Below are 16,756 nucleotides of genomic sequence, written 5' to 3' on the forward strand. Positions count from 1 at the left end.
GGCCGCGGCGGACGCCCGTCTGTCCGCCGTCCGACCCGACCCCTCACCGATGCCGGTACCGGTCTTATCGACCGCCGCCTGCCCCGGCCCGAGGTGACGCGGCCGCCGGCGAGGCGGGCCCGTCACCCGTCGCCCGAACGCGATGCCCGTCAGTCGATAAGACAAGGCGACAAGGTCCATCGTGAGGAGAGGTCGTCGTGACAGCGAACCGCCTTGACAGCTTCAGCACCCGTTCGACCCTGACGGTCGACGGGAAGGCGTATGACTATTTCAGCCTGCCCAAGGCGGAGGCCGCCGGCCTCGAGGGTGTCTCGCAGCTCCCCTTCTCGCTCAAGGTGCTGCTTGAGAACCTGCTCCGCTACGAGGACGGCCGCAGCGTCACCGACGCCGACGTCAAGGCCCTCGTCGCCTGGGTGAAGGACCGCAAGAGCGATCACGAGATCGCCTACCGTCCGGCCCGCGTTCTGATGCAGGACTTCACCGGCGTGCCGGCGGTCGTGGACCTCGCCACCATGCGCGCGGCGATGAAGCAGCTCGGCGGCGACGTCAACCGCATCAACCCGCTCTCGCCGGTCGACCTCGTGATCGACCACTCGGTGCAGGTCGACCGTTTCGGCACCCCGACTGCGTTCAAAGAGAACGTCGACCTCGAGATGGAGCGCAATGCCGAGCGGTATTCGTTCCTGCGCTGGGGCCAGGGCGCGTTCAACAACTTCCGCGTCGTCCCCCCTGGAACCGGCATCTGCCACCAGGTGAACCTGGAATATCTGGCGAAGACGGTGTGGACCGCCGAGGAAGACGGCCGCACCGTCGCCTATCCCGATACGCTGGTCGGCACCGACAGCCACACCACCATGGTTAACGGCCTGGCGGTTCTGGGCTGGGGCGTGGGCGGCATCGAGGCCGAGGCCGCGATGCTGGGCCAGCCCGTCAGCATGGTCATCCCCGAGGTGATCGGCTTCAAGCTGACCGGCAAGCTCAAGGAAGGCACCACCGCCACCGACCTCGTGCTGACCGTCACCCAGATGCTCCGCAAGAAGGGCGTGGTCGGCAAGTTCGTCGAGTTCTACGGCGAAGGCCTCGACAACATGGTCCTCACCGACCGTGCGACCATCGCCAACATGGCGCCGGAATATGGTGCCACCTGCGGCTTCTTCCCGATCGACGGCGAGACGCTGAACTATCTGCGTCTGTCGGGCCGTGACGACGAGACCGTGGCGCTGGTCGAGGCCTATGCCAAGGCCCAGGGCATGTGGCGCGAGGCCGGTTCGCCGGATCCGGTGTTCACCGACACCCTCGAACTCGACATGTCGACGGTCGAGCCCTCGCTCGCCGGTCCGAAGCGTCCGCAGGACCGCGTGCCGCTCTCGACCGTGCCGGCCTCGTTCCGTGAGAGCCTGCCGACCCTGACCAAGAACAAGGGCACCGCCGCCGACGTCGTCGCCGAGGTTGCCGGTGCGGACTACAAGCTGGCGCACGGCCATGTTGCCATCGCCGCGATCACCAGCTGCACCAACACCTCGAACCCCGACGTCATGCTCGGTGCCGGCCTGGTCGCGAAGAAGGCGGTCGAGCGCGGCCTGACGGTGAAGCCCTGGGTTAAGACCTCGCTCGCTCCGGGCTCCAAGGTCGTGACCGAATATCTGCGCGCCGCCGGCGTGCAGGATGCGCTCGATACGCTCGGCTTCAATCTGGTCGGCTATGGCTGCACCACCTGCATCGGCAATTCCGGCCCGCTGGCCGAGCCGATCTCGGCGGCAGTCAATGCCAATGACCTGGTCGTGACCTCGGTGCTGTCGGGCAACCGCAACTTCGAAGGCCGCGTGAACCCGGACGTGCGCGCGAACTACCTGGCCAGCCCGATGCTGGTCGTGGTCTACGCGATCGCGGGCTCGGTTCTCGTCGACCTGGACAAGGAGCCGCTCGGCCACGACAAGGACGGCACCCCGGTCTTCCTGCGCGACATCTGGCCGACCTCTGCCGAGATCCGCGAGACCGTCCGCTCGGTCATCACCTCGCAGATGTTCCGCGGCGAATATGCCGACGTGTTCTCGGGCGACGCCGCCTGGCAGGCCATCCAGGCGCCGGAAGGCGAGACCTACGAATGGGATGACGCCTCGACCTACGTCAAGATGCCGCCCTATTTCGACGGCATGTCGCCGGTGGCGTCCGACGAGATCTCGCCGATCAACGGTGCCCGTGCTCTCGCCATCCTGGGCGACAGCGTGACCACCGACCATATCTCGCCGGCCGGTAACATCGCGAAGAACAGCCCCGCCGCCCGCTATCTGACCGAGCATGGCGTGGCCCCCGCCGACTTCAACTCGTACGGTGCCCGTCGCGGCAATCACGAGGTGATGATGCGCGGCACCTTCGCGAATGTCCGCATCCGCAACGAGATGGTCCCGGGCGTCGAGGGCGGCTATACCCGCCACATCCCGACCGGCGAGCAGCTCAGCATCTATGATGCGGCCATGCGCTACATCGATGCCGGCACCCCGCTGGTCGTGGTGGCGGGCAAGGAGTACGGCACCGGCTCGTCGCGCGACTGGGCGGCGAAGGGCACCATGCTGCTGGGCGTGAAGGGCGTCATCGCCGAGAGCTTCGAGCGTATCCATCGGTCGAACCTCGTCGGCATGGGCATCCTGCCGCTGGTCTTCGGCGAGGGCTGGGACCGGGCGAAGCTCGGCCTCGACGGAACCGAGACCTTCGACATCGTCGGCCTCGGCAACGACCTGAAGCCGCGCCAGGCGCTGACCCTCAAGGTCACCCGCGCCAATGGCGAGGTGGTCGAGGCGCCGCTGGTCTGCCGCATCGATACCCTCGACGAGCTCGAGTACTACAAGAACGGCGGCATCCTGCACTATGTGCTGCGCCGCATCGCGAGCGGCCAGGCCTGATCGGTCTGTCGCACGCCGACATTCGCACGCCCCGGTGCCTCTGGCGCCGGGGCGTGTGTCGTTTCGGCGATAATTCCCGGCCCCGGCCGGCAGCGGGTGGCATGGCCGGGCGGCGCATGGTTTACTGATCCTCATGTCGTTTCACCGGATGCACGGGCCCTGCGGTCGCACCGGTGCCGCCCTTTTCCGCCAGACAGGACGGCCGGAGGTTCACGGCCGGATTTTCATCCGATGAGTACGGTTCTCGCCTCAGTCGCCGCGGTGCTGCTCAGCATCGCCATCGCCCAGCTGGGCAACGGCATGCTCTCCTCGCTGGTGGGTCTCAGGCTCGCCGTCGAAGGGGTCAGCACGATCGCCATCGGTCTGGTCGGTGCGGCCCATTTCGTGGGCTGGATCATCGGTGCCGCCACGGCCCAGCGGGTGATCGTGCGGGTCGGGCACATCCGGGCCTTCTCGGCCTTTGCGGCGATCGGCTCGGTCGCGATCCTGTCGCTCGGCTTCTTTCTGGATCTGGTCGGCTGGGCATTGCTGCGTGTCGTCACCGGCTATTGCATGGCGGCGCTGTTCATGACCGCGGAAAGCTGGCTCAACTCGGCCAGCACCAACCAGACCCGCGGCAAGGTGCTCTCGGCCTATATCATTTCGCTCAACCTGGCGCTCGCCGGCGGTCAGTTCCTGCTGACGCTGGAAGACGTGCGGATGCCGCTGCTCTACGCCCTTGCCGCCATGGCCCTGTCGCTGGCCCTGGTGCCGCTGGCGCTGACCCGCAGCCTGACACCCGAGATCCATGCCGCACCCCGGCTCGGCCTTCTGTCCCTCTGGCGGGTCTCGCCGCTGGGTCTCGCCGCCGTGGTCTCCAGCGGGCTGATCATCGGCAGTATCCAGGGCGGTATGGGTGCGGTGTTCGCGCGCGGCATCGGCCTGGACACGGCCGGGGTGTCGGCTTTCGTCGCCACGGTGTTCCTGGGCGGGCTGTTCCTGCAATGGCCGGTGGGCTGGCTGTCGGACCGGATCGATCGCCGCCGCGTGCTGGCGGGGGCTGCGATCATGGTGACGATCGGCAGCCTGGTGGTGATGGCCGGGGCCGGCAGCATGCCCCAGGCCGAAACGCCGGCCGACGGCATGCTCGCGGGCTCGGGGCTTCTTGCCGGTATCATCCCGGAAACGGCCGCCATCTGGCTGCTGTTCGTCGGCGCCGTGATCGTGGGCGGTGCCGGTTATGCGCTCTATCCGGTCGCAACCGCCCATGTGAACGATCTGGTCGAACCGGGGCGGATGATCGCCGCCGCCGGCGGGCTGGTGCTGGGCGGCGGGCTCGGCTCGGCGATCGGCCCGATCATGGCCTCGGGCATCATGAGCCTGGTCGGCCCCTCAGGCCTCTTCGCCTGGGCGGTGCTGGCCGGGGCGGTTCTGGCGGCCTTTGCCATCTATCGGGCCCGGATTCGGCCGCAGGTACCGGCCAGTGCAAAGACACCGGCCGTGGTGTCGCCGCGCACGACGCCCGCGGTGACGGTGATGGCGACCGATATCTCGGGCGCCGAGCCGCCGCTGGAAAGCGACGAGGCGATGATGGCCGCAGCCACGGAAGCACCTGCCGTCGACCCGGTGGTGGTTCCGGAAGCGGTGATCCTGCGGAACGGCGACGTTCCGGCGGAACCGGTCGAACCTGCCCGCAAGCCGGCCGGGGGGCACGAAAACGGGGCCGCCGACGGATCGGCGACCCCGGATCAGGGCAGCGCGGATGCCCCCGCGCCGAAGGATGATCAGGCGCGATAGGCGCGGGTCATCAGCTGGGCCAGCCGGCGGGCAAAGGCGGCGGGATCCGCCGGCGCCTCGCCTTCGGCCAGCCGCGCCTGATCGAGCAGCAGCTCGGCCGGCTCGGCCAGTGCGGCGGCGCGGGCCGCCGCATCCTCACCCGCCTCGGCAGCCAGGCCCTTCAGGGCCTTCAGCAGGGCATGGTCGGGGTTGATCTCAAGGATCGGTGCCCGCACCGGGCCGCCGCGGCCCGACCGCGCCAGCAGCCGCTCCAGCGCCGGGTCCGGCCCGTCGCTGCCGGCGGCGAGGCAGGCCGGGCTGTCGACCAGCCGGGCCGAGGGCCTGACCGCCCGCACCCGGTCGCCCAGCGCCCGCCCGATCAGATCGGCGAGGGCGGCACCGTCGATGCCGGCCTCACCTTCGGCTGCCTCGTCCTTCGTTTCAGGCGCGGCCTTGCCGTCTGCATCCACTTTGGGGAAGGCCGCGAGTTCGTCGTCGGCGACACGGCCCACGGCGCGGATCGGCTTGCCGTCGAAATCGGGCGCGATCATGGTCCAGAAGCCGTCGATCGGGTCGCCGAGCAGCAGCACCTCCAGCCCGCGGGCCTTGAAGCCTTCAAGCTGCGGGCTGACCCGCGCCGCCTCGACGCTGTCGCCGACCATCACATAGATCGCCTTCTGCTCGGGCTTCATGCGGGCGACATAGTCGGCGAGGCTGGTCCAGCCGTCGACGGCGGTCGACCGGAAGCGGGCGAGGCCCAGAAGACGGTCGCGGTTCTCGAAATCCTCGTACAGGCCTTCCTTGACCACCGCCCCGAAGGCATCCCAGAAGCGCGCATAGCCCTCGGCATCGGACTTTGCCCGCCCTTCGAGTTCGCCCAGCACACGCTTCACCAGACCCTGGCGGATCCTGGTCAGCAGCGGCGTGTTCTGCAGCATCTCGCGGCTGACGTTCAGTGGCAGATCGGCGCTGTCGACCACGCCGCGCAGGAAGCGCAGCCAGCCCGGCAGCAGGGCTTCGCAGTCATCGGTGATGAACATCCGCCGGACATGCAGTCGCAGGCGCGGCTTGCGCTCGGGCTCGTAGAGATCGGCGGGCCGTTCGGTCGGGATGAACAGCAGGTTGGTGTATTCGATCGTGCCTTCATTGCGGTTGTGGATCACCGCCCAGGGTTCGTCGAAGGCATGGGAAATGTCGCGATAGAAGGCGGTATAGGTCTCGGGCTCGATCTCGGCCTTGGGCCGGGTCCAGAGCGCCTGAGCGGCGTTGATGGTCTCGACACCCTCGTCCTCCTTGCCGCCCTCGGCCTTGCGCGGATCCAGCCGGATCGGCAGGGCGAGGGGGTCGGACCAGCGCTTGACCACGGCCTTCAGCCGCCAGGGGTCGAGGAATTCGGCGGCATCCTCCTTGAGACGCAGGATCACGTCGGTGCCGACGGCGTCGCGGGCGATCGCCTCGATCCGGTAGCCGCCGCGGCCGTCCGAGGTCCAGCGCCAGCCCTGCGGCTCACCCAGCCGGCGGGTCTCCACCACCACCTCGTCGGCGACCATGAAGGCCGAATAGAAGCCGACGCCGAACTGGCCGATCAGGCTGCCGTCCTTTGCGGCATCGCCTGAGAGCTTCTTCGCGAATTCGGCCGTGCCTGAGCGGGCGATGGTGCCCAGATTGGCGATCAGCTCGTCGCGGTTCATGCCGACGCCGGTGTCGGAGACGGTGAGGGTGCGGGCACCGGCATCCGGCACCAGGGTCACCGCCGGGTCGCCGGCGCCCTCCGCCAGGGCCTCGTCGGTCTGCGCCAGGAACCGGCGCTTGTCGCAGGCATCGGCGGCATTGGCGATCAGCTCGCGCAGGAAGACTTCGCGCTCGCTGTAGAGGGCATGGGCGACGATGTCGAGGATGCGGCCGACATCGGCATCGAACACGCGGGTCTCTTCAGTATCGAGGGCTTCAGCCATGGGATCAGGTCCGTTCGGCAGGGCAATGATGGAAGGGCGAAGGTCGGCTGGCATCGGCAGCCGGCCACACGCGGTCAGGCATGCGCGGGTGGCGCGAAAGCCTGCCCGATATATGTGCGGTTCGTCACGGATCAAGGGCGTGGCCGCACCCTCGGGGCCACGGGACGGCCGTCGTCATCCGGCCGTCTTCATTCCGTCGCAGATCCGCACTTGAACCGGAGGCGCGGCCGTACGATTCTTCTCTCATGACGATTGCGCCCGAAGGGTCGGCACGGCTGCGTGCGGTGCTGGGCCCCACCAATACGGGGAAGACCCATCTTGCCGTGGAGCGGATGCTGGCGCATCGCACGGGCATGATGGGTTTCCCCCTGCGTCTTCTGGCCCGCGAGGTCTATGACCGGGTGGCCCGGGCCAAAGGGGCCGACAAGGTCGCGCTGATCACCGGCGAGGAAAAGATCGTGCCTCCCGAGGCGCGCTATTTCCTCTGCACGGTCGAAAGCATGCCGCTGGATCTGGGCGTCGAGTTCCTCTGCGTCGACGAGATCCAGCTCGCGGCCGACCCGGACCGCGGTCATATCTTCACCGACCGCCTGCTCCATGCCCGCGGCTTTGCCGAGACCATGTTCCTGGGCGCCGAGACCATTGCGCCGCTGATGCGCCGCCTGCTGCCGGGCATCGAGATCGACAGCCGGCCGCGCATGTCGAAGCTGGTCTATACCGGCGCCAAGAGCCTGACCCGCCTGCCGCCGCGCACCGCGATCGTCGCCTTCTCGGCCGCCGACGTCTATGCCATCGCCGAGATCATGCGCCGCCAGCGCGGTGGTGCGGCGGTGGTGATGGGCGCGCTCAGCCCCCGCACCCGCAATGCCCAGGTCGAGATGTATCAGGAGGGCGAGGTCGACTTCCTGGTGGCGACCGATGCGATCGGCATGGGGCTCAATCTGGATGTCGACCATGTCTGTTTCGCCGCCACCCGCAAATTCGACGGCCGCGATCTCCGGCCGCTGACGGCGCAGGAGCTGGCCCAGATCGCCGGCCGGGCCGGCCGCCATCTGCGCAATGGCAGCTTCGGCACCACGGCCGAGATCGGCGGCCTGTCGCCCGATCTGGTCGAGGCGATCGAGGATCACGATTTCCAGCCGCTGCGCCGGCTGTTCTGGCGGTCGCGCGAGCTTGATTTCCGCAGCGTCGAGGCGTTGCTGCGCAGCCTGGACGTGCAGCCCCATCTGGATGCGCTCGCCCCCGCCCCACCCGCGGAAGACCATCTGGCGCTCGCCCATATGGCGCGGCAGCCCGAGCTGATGGCCCGTGCCCGCGGCTACGAGGCGGTGAAGCTGCTCTGGGAAGTCTGCCGGGTGCCCGATTTCCATGCGGCGGTGGGCGCCGCCCATGTCGGCCTGCTGCGCCGGCTGTTCCTGCACCTGACCCAGCCCGAACGCGAGGGGCGGCTGCCGGGGGCCTGGGTCGGCGAGAATCTGGCCCGGCTCGACCGGGTGGACGGTGATCTGGACCGGCTGACCGAGCGGCTGGCCCGGATCCGCACCTGGAGCTATGTCGCCAACCGCCCCGGCTGGCTGGCGGATCCTGGGGAGTTCCAGCTTCAGGCCCGGAGGATCGAGGACCGGTTGTCGGACGCCCTGCACGACCGGCTGACCCAGCGCTTCGTCGATCGCGACATGGCCCGTGCGAGCCGTCAGGCCGAGGCCTGGCGGGCCGTGGAGCCGGTGGTCGCCCATGACGGCGCCGTCGAGCTGGACGGCCGCGAGGTCGGCAGGCTGGACGGTTTCGACTTCCGGCCGAGCGGAGAGGCGGCGGGTCTGCTCGAGATCCGCCCGGTCCGCGACCGGGTGCGCAAGGCGATCCGGCGCTTTTTGGAGGCGCGTTTTGCCCGGCTGGCGGCCCGCGACGATCTGGGCCCGGTGGTGGCGCTGGTCGAAGAGCCGGGGGATGCCCCGGCCGTCACCGTGGAAGGCGCGGTGCTCGGCCGGCTGGGCGCCGAGCCCGACGGCCGGCCGAAGCTGGTTCTGCCGCATCGCGACCATCTTCTCTCCGAGGCCACGACCGATCTGGTCCGTCGGGTGGAGGCCGTGCTGGCGGCCAGGGCCGCCGAGGCCGACGAGCCGCTGCTGCGGCTGGAGGCGGCGGCCCTCAAAGGCGCTGCCCGGGGCATCGCCTTCCGGCTGGTCGAAGGCGGCGGGGTCGCGCCGGCAGAGGCGGCAGCCGATCTGGTTGCCGGTCTCGATGCGGACCAGCGCCAGCGCCTCGCCCGGTTCGGCGTCCGGCTGGGGCGGCGCTGGCTGTATCTGAAGCCGCTGTTCGAACCGGCGCGGATCCGGATGCGGCGTCCGTTCCTGGCGGCGCGTTACGGAGGCTCTCTGCCCGAGCTCGCCGACGGGGTGCGAACCTCGCTCACCCTGCCCGATGCCGCCGGGGCCATCCGTGCCCTGGCTGCTGCGGGATATCTTGCGGCCGGCCCGCGTGCGGTGCGCGTCGACATGATCGAGCGGCTGGATGCCGGGATCAGGGCGGGGCTGCGCGAGGCGCGCGACGGTTTCATGGTCGAACCCGGCCTGCTGGCGCCGCTCGGTTGCCCCCAGGCCGAGGCACCGGCCCTGCTCGCCGCGCTCGGCCATCCGGTCCGGACCGCCGAGGACGGGCGGATGACGGTGCTGCCGGCGCGGAGCGATCGTACCCGCAAGCCGCATCGCGGCCGCAAGCCGGCCCGGCCCCCGGCCGCAGCGGCGCCGGCCGTCGACCCCGGCAACCCCTTCGCCAAGCTCGGCGCCCTGGTTCAGGGCGCCGGATCCCCGGCCACCCCCGCGCGGGAGCGCGATGGGCGGCCATCGTCCCAAGGCTCCGCACGTATCCGCAGAGGTGCCAGCCGATGACCCAGAGGCCCGCCACGGACCAGATCGACCACCCCTATCGCAACCGCTCGTCCGACAAGGATGCCGTCGGCTTTGCCGCGATCCTGCCAACCGACGACCTCGCCCTGACCGCGGGCGTCGACGCCGGCCGCCAGCGCCTGGACAAATGGCTCTGGTGTGCGCGCTTCTACAAGTCGCGCACCCAGGCGGCGCGGCTGTGTGCCGACGGGCTCATCCGGCTCAACCGGATGCCGGTCACCAAGGCGGCCCAGATGGTGAAACCGGGGGACATTCTGACCTTCTCGTGGGGCAATCGGATCCGGGTGGTACAGGTGGCACGTCTGGCTGAGCGGCGGGGCCCGGCGGAAGAGGCGCGGGGGCTCTATACCGATCTGCGTCCGGTGGCCACGGCGGCGCCGATGCTTGCCGAAACGGCGGCGGCCCCGGCCTGAGACGGCCGGTCTGCGGCACGCAATCCGACGGTGATCAGACATGCGACCACATTCGCTGTTGTGGATCGGCCGGAAAAATGCTTCCACAAAGGACTTTTCCGGCGCTGCGGATTGAGTATGGTTGCGTCAGAAGGCAGGACCGCACTGCGATAACGCACGTGTCGGTTGTAAAATGATGCGCCGTCCGACGGTTGCCGCTCCGTGGGCCGTCCTACGCCGCCGAACGTGTTCCGAGGAGAGCAGCAATCATGGCCTACGTGGTCGTCGACAACTGCATCAAGTGCAAGTATCAGGACTGCGTCGAGGTGTGCCCCGTGGATTGTTTCTACGAGGGCGAGAACATGCTGGTGATCCATCCCGACGAGTGCATCGATTGCGGTGTCTGCGAGCCGGAATGCCCCGCCGAGGCAATCAAGCCCGACAGTGACGACGGTCTGGAACAGTGGGCCGAACTGAACCGCAAATATGCCGAGCTGTGGCCGAATATCAGCCACAAGGGGGATGCGCCGGCGGATGCCGACGAATGGAACGGCGTCCCCGACAAGCTTGCCAACCACTTCAGCGAGAAGCCCGGCCAGCAGGGCTGACGCCCGAAGTTCTTCTCCTGAGCGCGAACACCTTCGCCCGGTCGGTTCCGGCCATGCGGATCAGGCCCCGCGCACATGCGCTCGACGCATGTGCGCGGGGCTTTATCTCGTAAGCCCGTCATGTTATCTTCATTTTTGCACCAGGATGACGAGTCCGAGACCCCCGGTGGGTCTCCAGAGCCCGGTCGAGGATGGTTCCCTTCAGCGGAGCCGGCGGCCGGACCCCGATCGTCATCGGCAAAATGAGTCCCGCGGCCCGGAGCGCGAGCCCCCGGCCGTCTCGTCCTCCCGAAGCGGCATCGCCGCGTTGCAGCATGCCCGGGTGCTTACAAGGATGTGAGCGCCAGGGGTGGTTTTTCCGCCGACCCTGCCGGGCCGCCTTTGGATGGCTGCGGCGGGAGAGGCTTGCACGGCGGTCCCTGCGGGAGCGGTTCGTCAGAACGGAAGCGGAGCCATGGCGAAGAAGAGGTTCGGTACCGGCGACATGGTCGTCTATCCGGCGCACGGCGTCGGCAAGATCGAAGCGGTTGAGGCACAGGAGATCGCGGGCATGCCGCTCGAGCTCTATGTGATCCGCTTCGACGACGATCGGATGACGCTGAAAGTGCCGGTGATCAAGGCCGAGAAGGCCGGCATGCGGGCGCTCTCGACGATGGTCGAGATGACCACCGCCCTCGACACGCTGAAGGGCCGGGCACGCGTCCGCCGCGCGATGTGGAGCCGCCGCGCCCAGGAATACGAAGCCAAGATCAATTCGGGCGACCCGACCTCGATCGCGGAAGTGGTGCGCGACCTGCATCGCACCGGTGATCAGGCCGAGCAGTCTTATAGCGAGCGTCAGATGTATCAGCTGGCGCTCGACCGGCTGGCGCGGGAATACGCCGCCGTCGAGCAGCTGGACCTGAAGACCGCCGCGATCAAGCTCGAGACCCTGCTTGACGCCGCTGCCTGACCGGCAGATCACCGGCGATCCGGTTTTGAACCGCCCGGGCCTTCGCGCCCGGGCGGTTCTTTTTTGCGGCCCGTTGCCCGACGGTCAAAAAAATCCGTCCGGACTGCATCCGAATTGGCCCGCCCCGTGTTTTTCCTGCAGGCCGGGTGATCCATTGCCCGCCTGACCGCGTAGACCGGAGGCAACAAGGCAAAGACTCGGCGTAAGGACGACGGGAGACGGCCATGGCGTACCTCGACACCCAGGACTCGCAGACCGCCGACCGGCGGTACATCCGACAGTCGATGCGGGCCCCCCTGCTCGAACGCGAGGAAGAGCTGGCCCTGGCCCGCGCCTGGCGAGAGACGGGTGATGAAGCCGCCCTGCACCGTCTGGTCAGCGCCTATGCCCGCCTTGTGGTCTCCCTCGCGGCCCGGTTCCGGAACTATGCACTGCCCATGGGCGATCTGGTTCAGGAAGGCAATGTCGGGCTGATGATGGCTGCAAGCCGGTTCGATCCCGATCGCAATGTCCGCTTTTCGACCTATGCCATGTGGTGGATCCGCGCGGCGATCCAGGACTTCATTCTCCGCAACCACTCGATCGTCCGCACCGGCACCACCGCGGGCGACAAGTCGCTGTTCTTCAATCTGCGCCGATTGCGGGCCCGGCTGGGCGAAGGCACCAATGGCCCGATCAGCCATGAGGGCCGGCTGAAGATCGCCCTGGAGCTGGGGGTCGATGTCGCTGCCGTCGAGGCCATGGAGGGCCGGCTTTCGGCCGCTGATCAGTCGCTCGATGCAGGCGTCGACAGCGAGGGTGGCGGCGACAGCTGGGTCGATTTTCTGGCCGATGATCGCCCTGGACCCGAGGAAGTGGTGGTTGAACTGCGCGATGCAGGCACCCGCTCTCGCTGGCTGCGCCGGGCCTTGCGCGAACTGAACGACCGCGAACGGGTCATCATCCATGAACGCCGCCTGCGCGAGGACGCCGTCACGCTGCAGGAACTGGGCGAGGAACTCGGCATCAGCAAGGAGCGCGTCCGCCAGATCGAGCAGCGCGCCATCGAGAAACTCCGCTCGTCGATCACCCGCCAGATGCGCGAGGCCGGCGAGCGTCACCGGATTGAGGCGGTCGCCGGCTGACCGGCCCGTCTCTCATCAGGTTCGCGAAGACCTGCCCGTGCAGCCAGCCTGCCGGTCTTCGTGGACACTCTGTCGCATGGCGAACGTCACTATGCCCCGGCTCCGGCCGGGGCTTTTTTTTGGCGAGCCCTCGGGACGGGATCGGGGGTCGGGGAGCATTGCCTGGTCAAAGACCCGGCTATGCCAATGATATTTAAAACTTTATTGGGCGGATTGCCCCGGGCGCCCGCCGCCGGGCGGTGATAGTCTTCCAGGCGATCCGATGTTGTTTGCGACCTGTACCGACGGAGAAGATCCATGACGGCTGAACCGGCCGGCGACCCGCCCGTCCCCGAAGGCTTCGTATTGCATGATCGCCGCAGCCCGGTCACCGATCCCTGGCGGCCGATCTGGGCCAGGCGGAGCGATACGGCGTTTCAGCTGGGGCTGTATCTGGCCGAGGCGCATACCAATTCGCGCGGCCTCGCCCATGGCGGGCTGATTTCGGCGCTTGCCGACAATGCCATGGGGCTGACCTGCTGGCTCCACCGGCCCGAGTCCGGCGGGCTGGTGACCGTGAACCTCTCGGTCGATTTCATGGGGGCCGGGCGCATCGGCCAGTGGCTGGAGATCCGGCCCGAGATGATCCGGACCGGCCAGACGCTGGCCTTCGCCCGGGCGCTGATCCTGGCCGATGATGCGGTCATTGCCCAGGCTGCCGCCACCTTCCACGTCGCGCCGCCGCGCGGCTGATCCCGGAGACGTCGCCCATGTCCGACACCGTCGCCCCTGGCACCATTGACCCTGGCACCATCGACGCGGGCGCACGCCTGCGGGCCTTCGTGCTGTCCATGCCTGCAGCCCGGCTGCTCGGCTTCGATTTTCTGGACGTCGCCCCCGGCCATGTCGTGCTGGACCTGCCCTTCCGGCCGGAACTGGGCGAGCATCAGGGGTTGTTTCAGGGCGGCATTCTGGGGGCGCTGGTCGATTTCGCCGGCGCCTCGGCCAATGCCACCCTGCTCGGGCCGTCGGAGGCGTTGATGACGCTGGACTACACGGTCAAGCTGCTGCGCCCCGCCAGGGCGGCCGGGCTCAGAGCCATCGGCCGGGTGATCGATGGCGGCGGCCGGATCGGTGTCGCCTCAGCCGAGCTGTTCCTGCGGGATGCCGATGGCCGGGTGGATGATACCGGCCCGGTCGTGACCGGACTGGTCTCCACCCGGCGGGTGGATCTCCGGCCCCGATCCTGATCTCAGGCGCACATTACTGGACGACCAGGCGCACCCTGGTTCCGGGCTCGGGCGTCTCTTCGGGCTTCAGGCCGTTGAGCAGGCGGAACAGACCTTCCGGATCCTCGTTCAGCGCCATGCGCTTCACCAGGCTGTCGACCGTGTCGCCGCGCTTGACCGTGACGACGTCGAGGCGCAGCGGCTTCACCGCCTTGGCCTCGGCTTCGGTCAACCTGTGGAAGCTGTAGGTGAAGCGCCGCAGATCCTCCTGCACCTTCGGCAGCACGTCGACCGGCGTGATCAGCTGAACCCGATAGACCGTGTCGGCATCGGCACGCAGGATGATGGGCCGGACATCCAGCGTCGTGCCGCTGCGATCCCGCACCCGGGCGACACCGGTGGCACCGTCCATGCCGTTCACCGTGATGCGTTCGACATTCTGCAGGCGCGGCTGGCCCTCGGCGGCGCTGCGGGCCAGCACGTCCGTCAATGCCATGTTGCGCGGCGCGCGGGCCATGTCGAAGACGAAGCGGGCACCGTCCGGACCGTAGCCGGTGATGTTCTCGTCGCTGTTGATGATCGCGTAAGAGGGGGGGGCCTCGAAGGCGAACCGCAGCTCGGGATGCTTGAAGCTGCGGCCGTTGATCACGCCCTGCGCACGCGACGAGCCATAGACCATGCCGTCGATGGCCTCCAGCTGGGGCTCCACCGGCCGCACGCCCGTGGCGCCACCCGCCAGCTGCACGGCGCGGGCCACCCGGTCGGGTGTCCGCGGATGCGAGGCCATCAGGTTGAACTGCTCGGCCGGGTTGTCCTGGCCGCGCAGCTTCGCCTCGTAGCCCGAATAGTCGTTCAGCCGCTGCAGGAAACTCGCCATCGCACCGGGGTCGTAGCCGGCGGCCTGAAGATAGCGCGTGCCCCGTTCGTCGGCCTCGAATTCCTGGTCGCGGCTATAGGACTGCAGATAGACCTGCGCGCCCATATTGGCGATGTTGGCAACCGTGCTGCTGCCCAGAACCGCGCCCAGCAGCCCGGCGCCGACCTGGGCGATCATGCCGGTGCTCATGCGCTGGGCCGAATGCCGGGCGGTCACGTGACCGATTTCGTGCGCCATCACGCCGGCCAGCTCCGCCTCGTCATGGGCCAGGGCGATCAGGCCGCGGGTGACGTGGACATAGCCGCCGGGCAGGGCGAAGGCATTCACGATCGGACTGTCGATGATGGTGAAGGTGAAGGGCTGATCCTTCATCTCGGTCACCGCCATCAGCCGGAAGCCGATATCCTCGACATAGCGCTGAAGCTTTTCGTCCTTGTATTCGCCGCCGAAGGCCTTCACCAGCTTCGGGTGCTCCTCGGCCCCCATCTTAGAGGCCTGCTCGTCGCCGATCAGATTGAACCCCTGGCTGCTCGCCGGGCCGCCGGCGCAGCCGGCCGCCATCACGCCGATGACCGCCGCACCGATCAGCCGGCGCAGGCCATGCATCCGACGGGACCGGCGGGCGGACCGCGGATCGAGGTCGGATGGGGGGGCGATCACCGGTGCTGCGGGCATGGGGCTCGGCCTCGTGAAGGATCGGGAGCTGTTGAACGGCAGGAGCCGGAAGGGCTACGCCGCCGGCCGAGACAAACATGGCGGCTGGGGCCGGATCAGGCAACCCGTGCAGGCGTGACAAGGCTGCGACATGACGTGGGCCAGCGCCTTGGGTCTCACGGCTGCGCTTGCGTGCCCCATAAGGGATCGGCCACACTTCGGGTGGCGATACAGTCGCCGAACCTGCGGAAGGCCGCCGATGCCAGTGGAGACCCGCCGATGATGGATGCCGCACCCCGCGATCTCCATCCGCCGATTGAACCCGATGCACGTGGCCGTCTGGATGTGGGCGATGGTCACGTTCTCGCCTGGGAAGCCTGCGGCCGGCCCGACGGCGTGCCCGTGGTCTTCCTCCACGGCGGGCCGGGCACCGGCACGGAACCCGCCCATCGCCGCTTCTTCGATCCGCGGATCTGGCGGGCGGTTCTGTTCGATCAGCGCGGCTGCGGCCGATCGACCCCCCATGGCGAGACCCGGGCCAACACCACCGATCATCTGGTCGAGGATATCGAGCGTCTGCGCCGCCATCTGGGGATCGATCGCTGGGCGGTCTTCGGCGGCTCCTGGGGTTCGACCCTGGCTCTTGCCTATGCCACCACCCATCCCGAGCGGGTGACCGGGCTGATCCTGCGCGGCATCTTCCTCGGCACCGACGACGAAGTCGCCTGGTTCCTCCACGAGATGGGGAGGTTCTTCCCCGAGGCCCGGGATGTCTTTCTGGGGCATCTGCCCGACAGCGCGCGGGGTGATCCGCTGGCCGGCTATCTGCCGCTGCTGATGGACCCGGATCCGCGCATCCACCTGCCGGCGGCGCGCGCCTGGTCGGGCTATGAGGGGGCCTGTGCGACCCTGAGGCCGGTATCGCAGCTGGCGCCGGGCGTCGGCGCGGCCGGCCGCGCCGACGAAGATCGCGCCATGCTGGCGGTGTCGCGGCTTGAAGCCCATTACTTTGCCCATCGCTGTTTCCTGGCGGACCGGCCGCTGCTCGACCGGATTGGTGCCGACCCGCGGCTCCGGCGGCTGCCGGTGCACATCGTGCAGGGCCGCTACGACGTCATCTGCCCCCCGGCCACCGCCCTCGCCCTGGCCCGCCATCTGGGGCCCGCGGCGATGCTGGAGATGATCGCGGATGCCGGCCATTCCGCCTTCGAACCCGGCACCCGCCGCGCCCTGGTCGCGGCCGCGGATCGCATGGGCCGGATGTTGCAGACCGGCCTCCACCCCCGCAGCTTCTGACCCGCCCGACGATCCGTCCACCGCCTGGCCCAGGGGAATCGGGTGAAAGTTTTTAAGCTGCGATAAGGCTTGCGAGGAAGTCGTCGTCCCAAGCGGCGACCTTGCGTCGGAGGCGTAGGGAGTCCTTTC

The 16,756-nt window shown here is 68.6% G+C and carries 12 protein-coding genes; 10 read left to right on the forward strand and 2 right to left on the reverse strand.

The genetic code is table 11. The features are described from left to right. Positions 1–197 precede the first annotated feature (197 nt). Positions 198–2,900: an aconitate hydratase AcnA gene (acnA, locus tag CMO28_RS15855; RefSeq protein ID WP_296715114.1), complete on the forward strand. Its 2,703-nt coding sequence runs from the start codon at positions 198–200 to the stop codon at positions 2,898–2,900. 231 nt (positions 2,901–3,131) lie between these two features. Then, positions 3,132–4,676, forward strand: a complete 1,545-nt coding sequence (locus tag CMO28_RS15860) for an MFS transporter (protein WP_296715115.1) — start codon at positions 3,132–3,134, stop codon at positions 4,674–4,676. Here CMO28_RS15860 and htpG read toward each other — a convergent pair. Beyond that, on the reverse strand, positions 4,664–6,610 hold the full coding sequence (gene htpG, locus CMO28_RS15865; RefSeq protein ID WP_296715117.1) for a molecular chaperone HtpG: 1,947 nt from the start codon (positions 6,608–6,610) through the stop codon (positions 4,664–4,666). The genes CMO28_RS15860 and htpG overlap by 13 nt on opposite strands. A gap of 245 nt (positions 6,611–6,855) precedes the next feature. Here htpG and CMO28_RS15870 point away from each other — a divergent pair, with 245 nt between their 5' ends. The 7 genes from CMO28_RS15870 to CMO28_RS15900 all read left to right on the forward strand — a co-directional run bounded on the left by CMO28_RS15870 (position 6,856) and on the right by CMO28_RS15900 (position 13,821). After that, positions 6,856–9,498 (forward strand): helicase-related protein, encoded by a 2,643-nt coding sequence (locus CMO28_RS15870; protein WP_296715118.1) that lies wholly within the window; start codon positions 6,856–6,858, stop codon positions 9,496–9,498. Then, on the forward strand, positions 9,495–9,929 hold the full coding sequence (locus tag CMO28_RS15875) for an RNA-binding S4 domain-containing protein (protein WP_296715120.1): 435 nt from the start codon (positions 9,495–9,497) through the stop codon (positions 9,927–9,929). Before CMO28_RS15870 ends, CMO28_RS15875 begins: the two co-directional genes overlap by 4 nt. Positions 9,930–10,177: 248 nt before the next feature. Beyond that, positions 10,178–10,516 carry a ferredoxin FdxA gene (fdxA, locus tag CMO28_RS15880; protein WP_062763106.1) on the forward strand — a complete coding sequence of 113 codons (339 nt, stop codon included), beginning with the start codon at positions 10,178–10,180 and terminating at the stop codon, positions 10,514–10,516. A 454-nt stretch (positions 10,517–10,970) separates the two neighbouring features. Beyond that, positions 10,971–11,468 carry a CarD family transcriptional regulator gene (locus tag CMO28_RS15885; protein ID WP_014746569.1) on the forward strand — a complete coding sequence of 166 codons (498 nt, stop codon included), beginning with the start codon at positions 10,971–10,973 and terminating at the stop codon, positions 11,466–11,468. A gap of 224 nt (positions 11,469–11,692) precedes the next feature. Then, positions 11,693–12,592: an RNA polymerase factor sigma-32 gene (locus CMO28_RS15890; protein WP_014746568.1), complete on the forward strand. Its 900-nt coding sequence runs from the start codon at positions 11,693–11,695 to the stop codon at positions 12,590–12,592. Between the two features lie 297 nt (positions 12,593–12,889). Further along, on the forward strand, positions 12,890–13,324 hold the full coding sequence (locus CMO28_RS15895; protein ID WP_296715123.1) for a PaaI family thioesterase: 435 nt from the start codon (positions 12,890–12,892) through the stop codon (positions 13,322–13,324). Between the two features lie 17 nt (positions 13,325–13,341). Further along, positions 13,342–13,821 carry a PaaI family thioesterase gene (locus CMO28_RS15900; protein WP_296715125.1) on the forward strand — a complete coding sequence of 160 codons (480 nt, stop codon included), beginning with the start codon at positions 13,342–13,344 and terminating at the stop codon, positions 13,819–13,821. Positions 13,822–13,834: 13 nt separating this feature from the next. On the opposite strand, the gene CMO28_RS15905 is transcribed toward CMO28_RS15900, so the two are convergent. Beyond that, positions 13,835–15,352, reverse strand: coding sequence for a M48 family metalloprotease (locus tag CMO28_RS15905; protein ID WP_296715127.1), 1,518 nt, complete (start codon positions 15,350–15,352; stop codon positions 13,835–13,837). Between the two features lie 258 nt (positions 15,353–15,610). On the opposite strand from CMO28_RS15905, the gene pip reads away from it, so the two are divergent. Then, positions 15,611–16,627 carry a prolyl aminopeptidase gene (pip, locus tag CMO28_RS15910; protein ID WP_296715129.1) on the forward strand — a complete coding sequence of 339 codons (1,017 nt, stop codon included), beginning with the start codon at positions 15,611–15,613 and terminating at the stop codon, positions 16,625–16,627. Positions 16,628–16,756 lie beyond the last annotated feature (129 nt).

The organism is Tistrella sp., assembly GCF_002684955.1.
Classification (GTDB): Bacteria; Pseudomonadota; Alphaproteobacteria; order Tistrellales; family Tistrellaceae; genus Tistrella; species Tistrella mobilis.

Excerpts from the sequence above, each read along its gene's own strand:
- CMO28_RS15890 (WP_014746568.1), top strand. The coding sequence starts at position 11,693 with ATGGCGTACCTCGACACCCAGGACTCGCAGACCGCCGACCGGCGGTAC.
- CMO28_RS15905 (WP_296715127.1), bottom strand. The coding sequence starts at position 15,352 with ATGCCCGCAGCACCGGTGATCGCCCCCCCATCCGACCTCGATCCGCGG.
- htpG (WP_296715117.1), bottom strand. The coding sequence starts at position 6,610 with ATGGCTGAAGCCCTCGATACTGAAGAGACCCGCGTGTTCGATGCCGAT.
- CMO28_RS15885 (WP_014746569.1), top strand. The coding sequence starts at position 10,971 with ATGGCGAAGAAGAGGTTCGGTACCGGCGACATGGTCGTCTATCCGGCG.
- CMO28_RS15870 (WP_296715118.1), top strand. The coding sequence starts at position 6,856 with ATGACGATTGCGCCCGAAGGGTCGGCACGGCTGCGTGCGGTGCTGGGC.
- pip (WP_296715129.1), top strand. The coding sequence starts at position 15,611 with ATGATGGATGCCGCACCCCGCGATCTCCATCCGCCGATTGAACCCGAT.
- CMO28_RS15900 (WP_296715125.1), top strand. The coding sequence starts at position 13,342 with ATGTCCGACACCGTCGCCCCTGGCACCATTGACCCTGGCACCATCGAC.
- CMO28_RS15860 (WP_296715115.1), top strand. The coding sequence starts at position 3,132 with ATGAGTACGGTTCTCGCCTCAGTCGCCGCGGTGCTGCTCAGCATCGCC.
- CMO28_RS15875 (WP_296715120.1), top strand. The coding sequence starts at position 9,495 with ATGACCCAGAGGCCCGCCACGGACCAGATCGACCACCCCTATCGCAAC.
- fdxA (WP_062763106.1), top strand. The coding sequence starts at position 10,178 with ATGGCCTACGTGGTCGTCGACAACTGCATCAAGTGCAAGTATCAGGAC.
- CMO28_RS15895 (WP_296715123.1), top strand. The coding sequence starts at position 12,890 with ATGACGGCTGAACCGGCCGGCGACCCGCCCGTCCCCGAAGGCTTCGTA.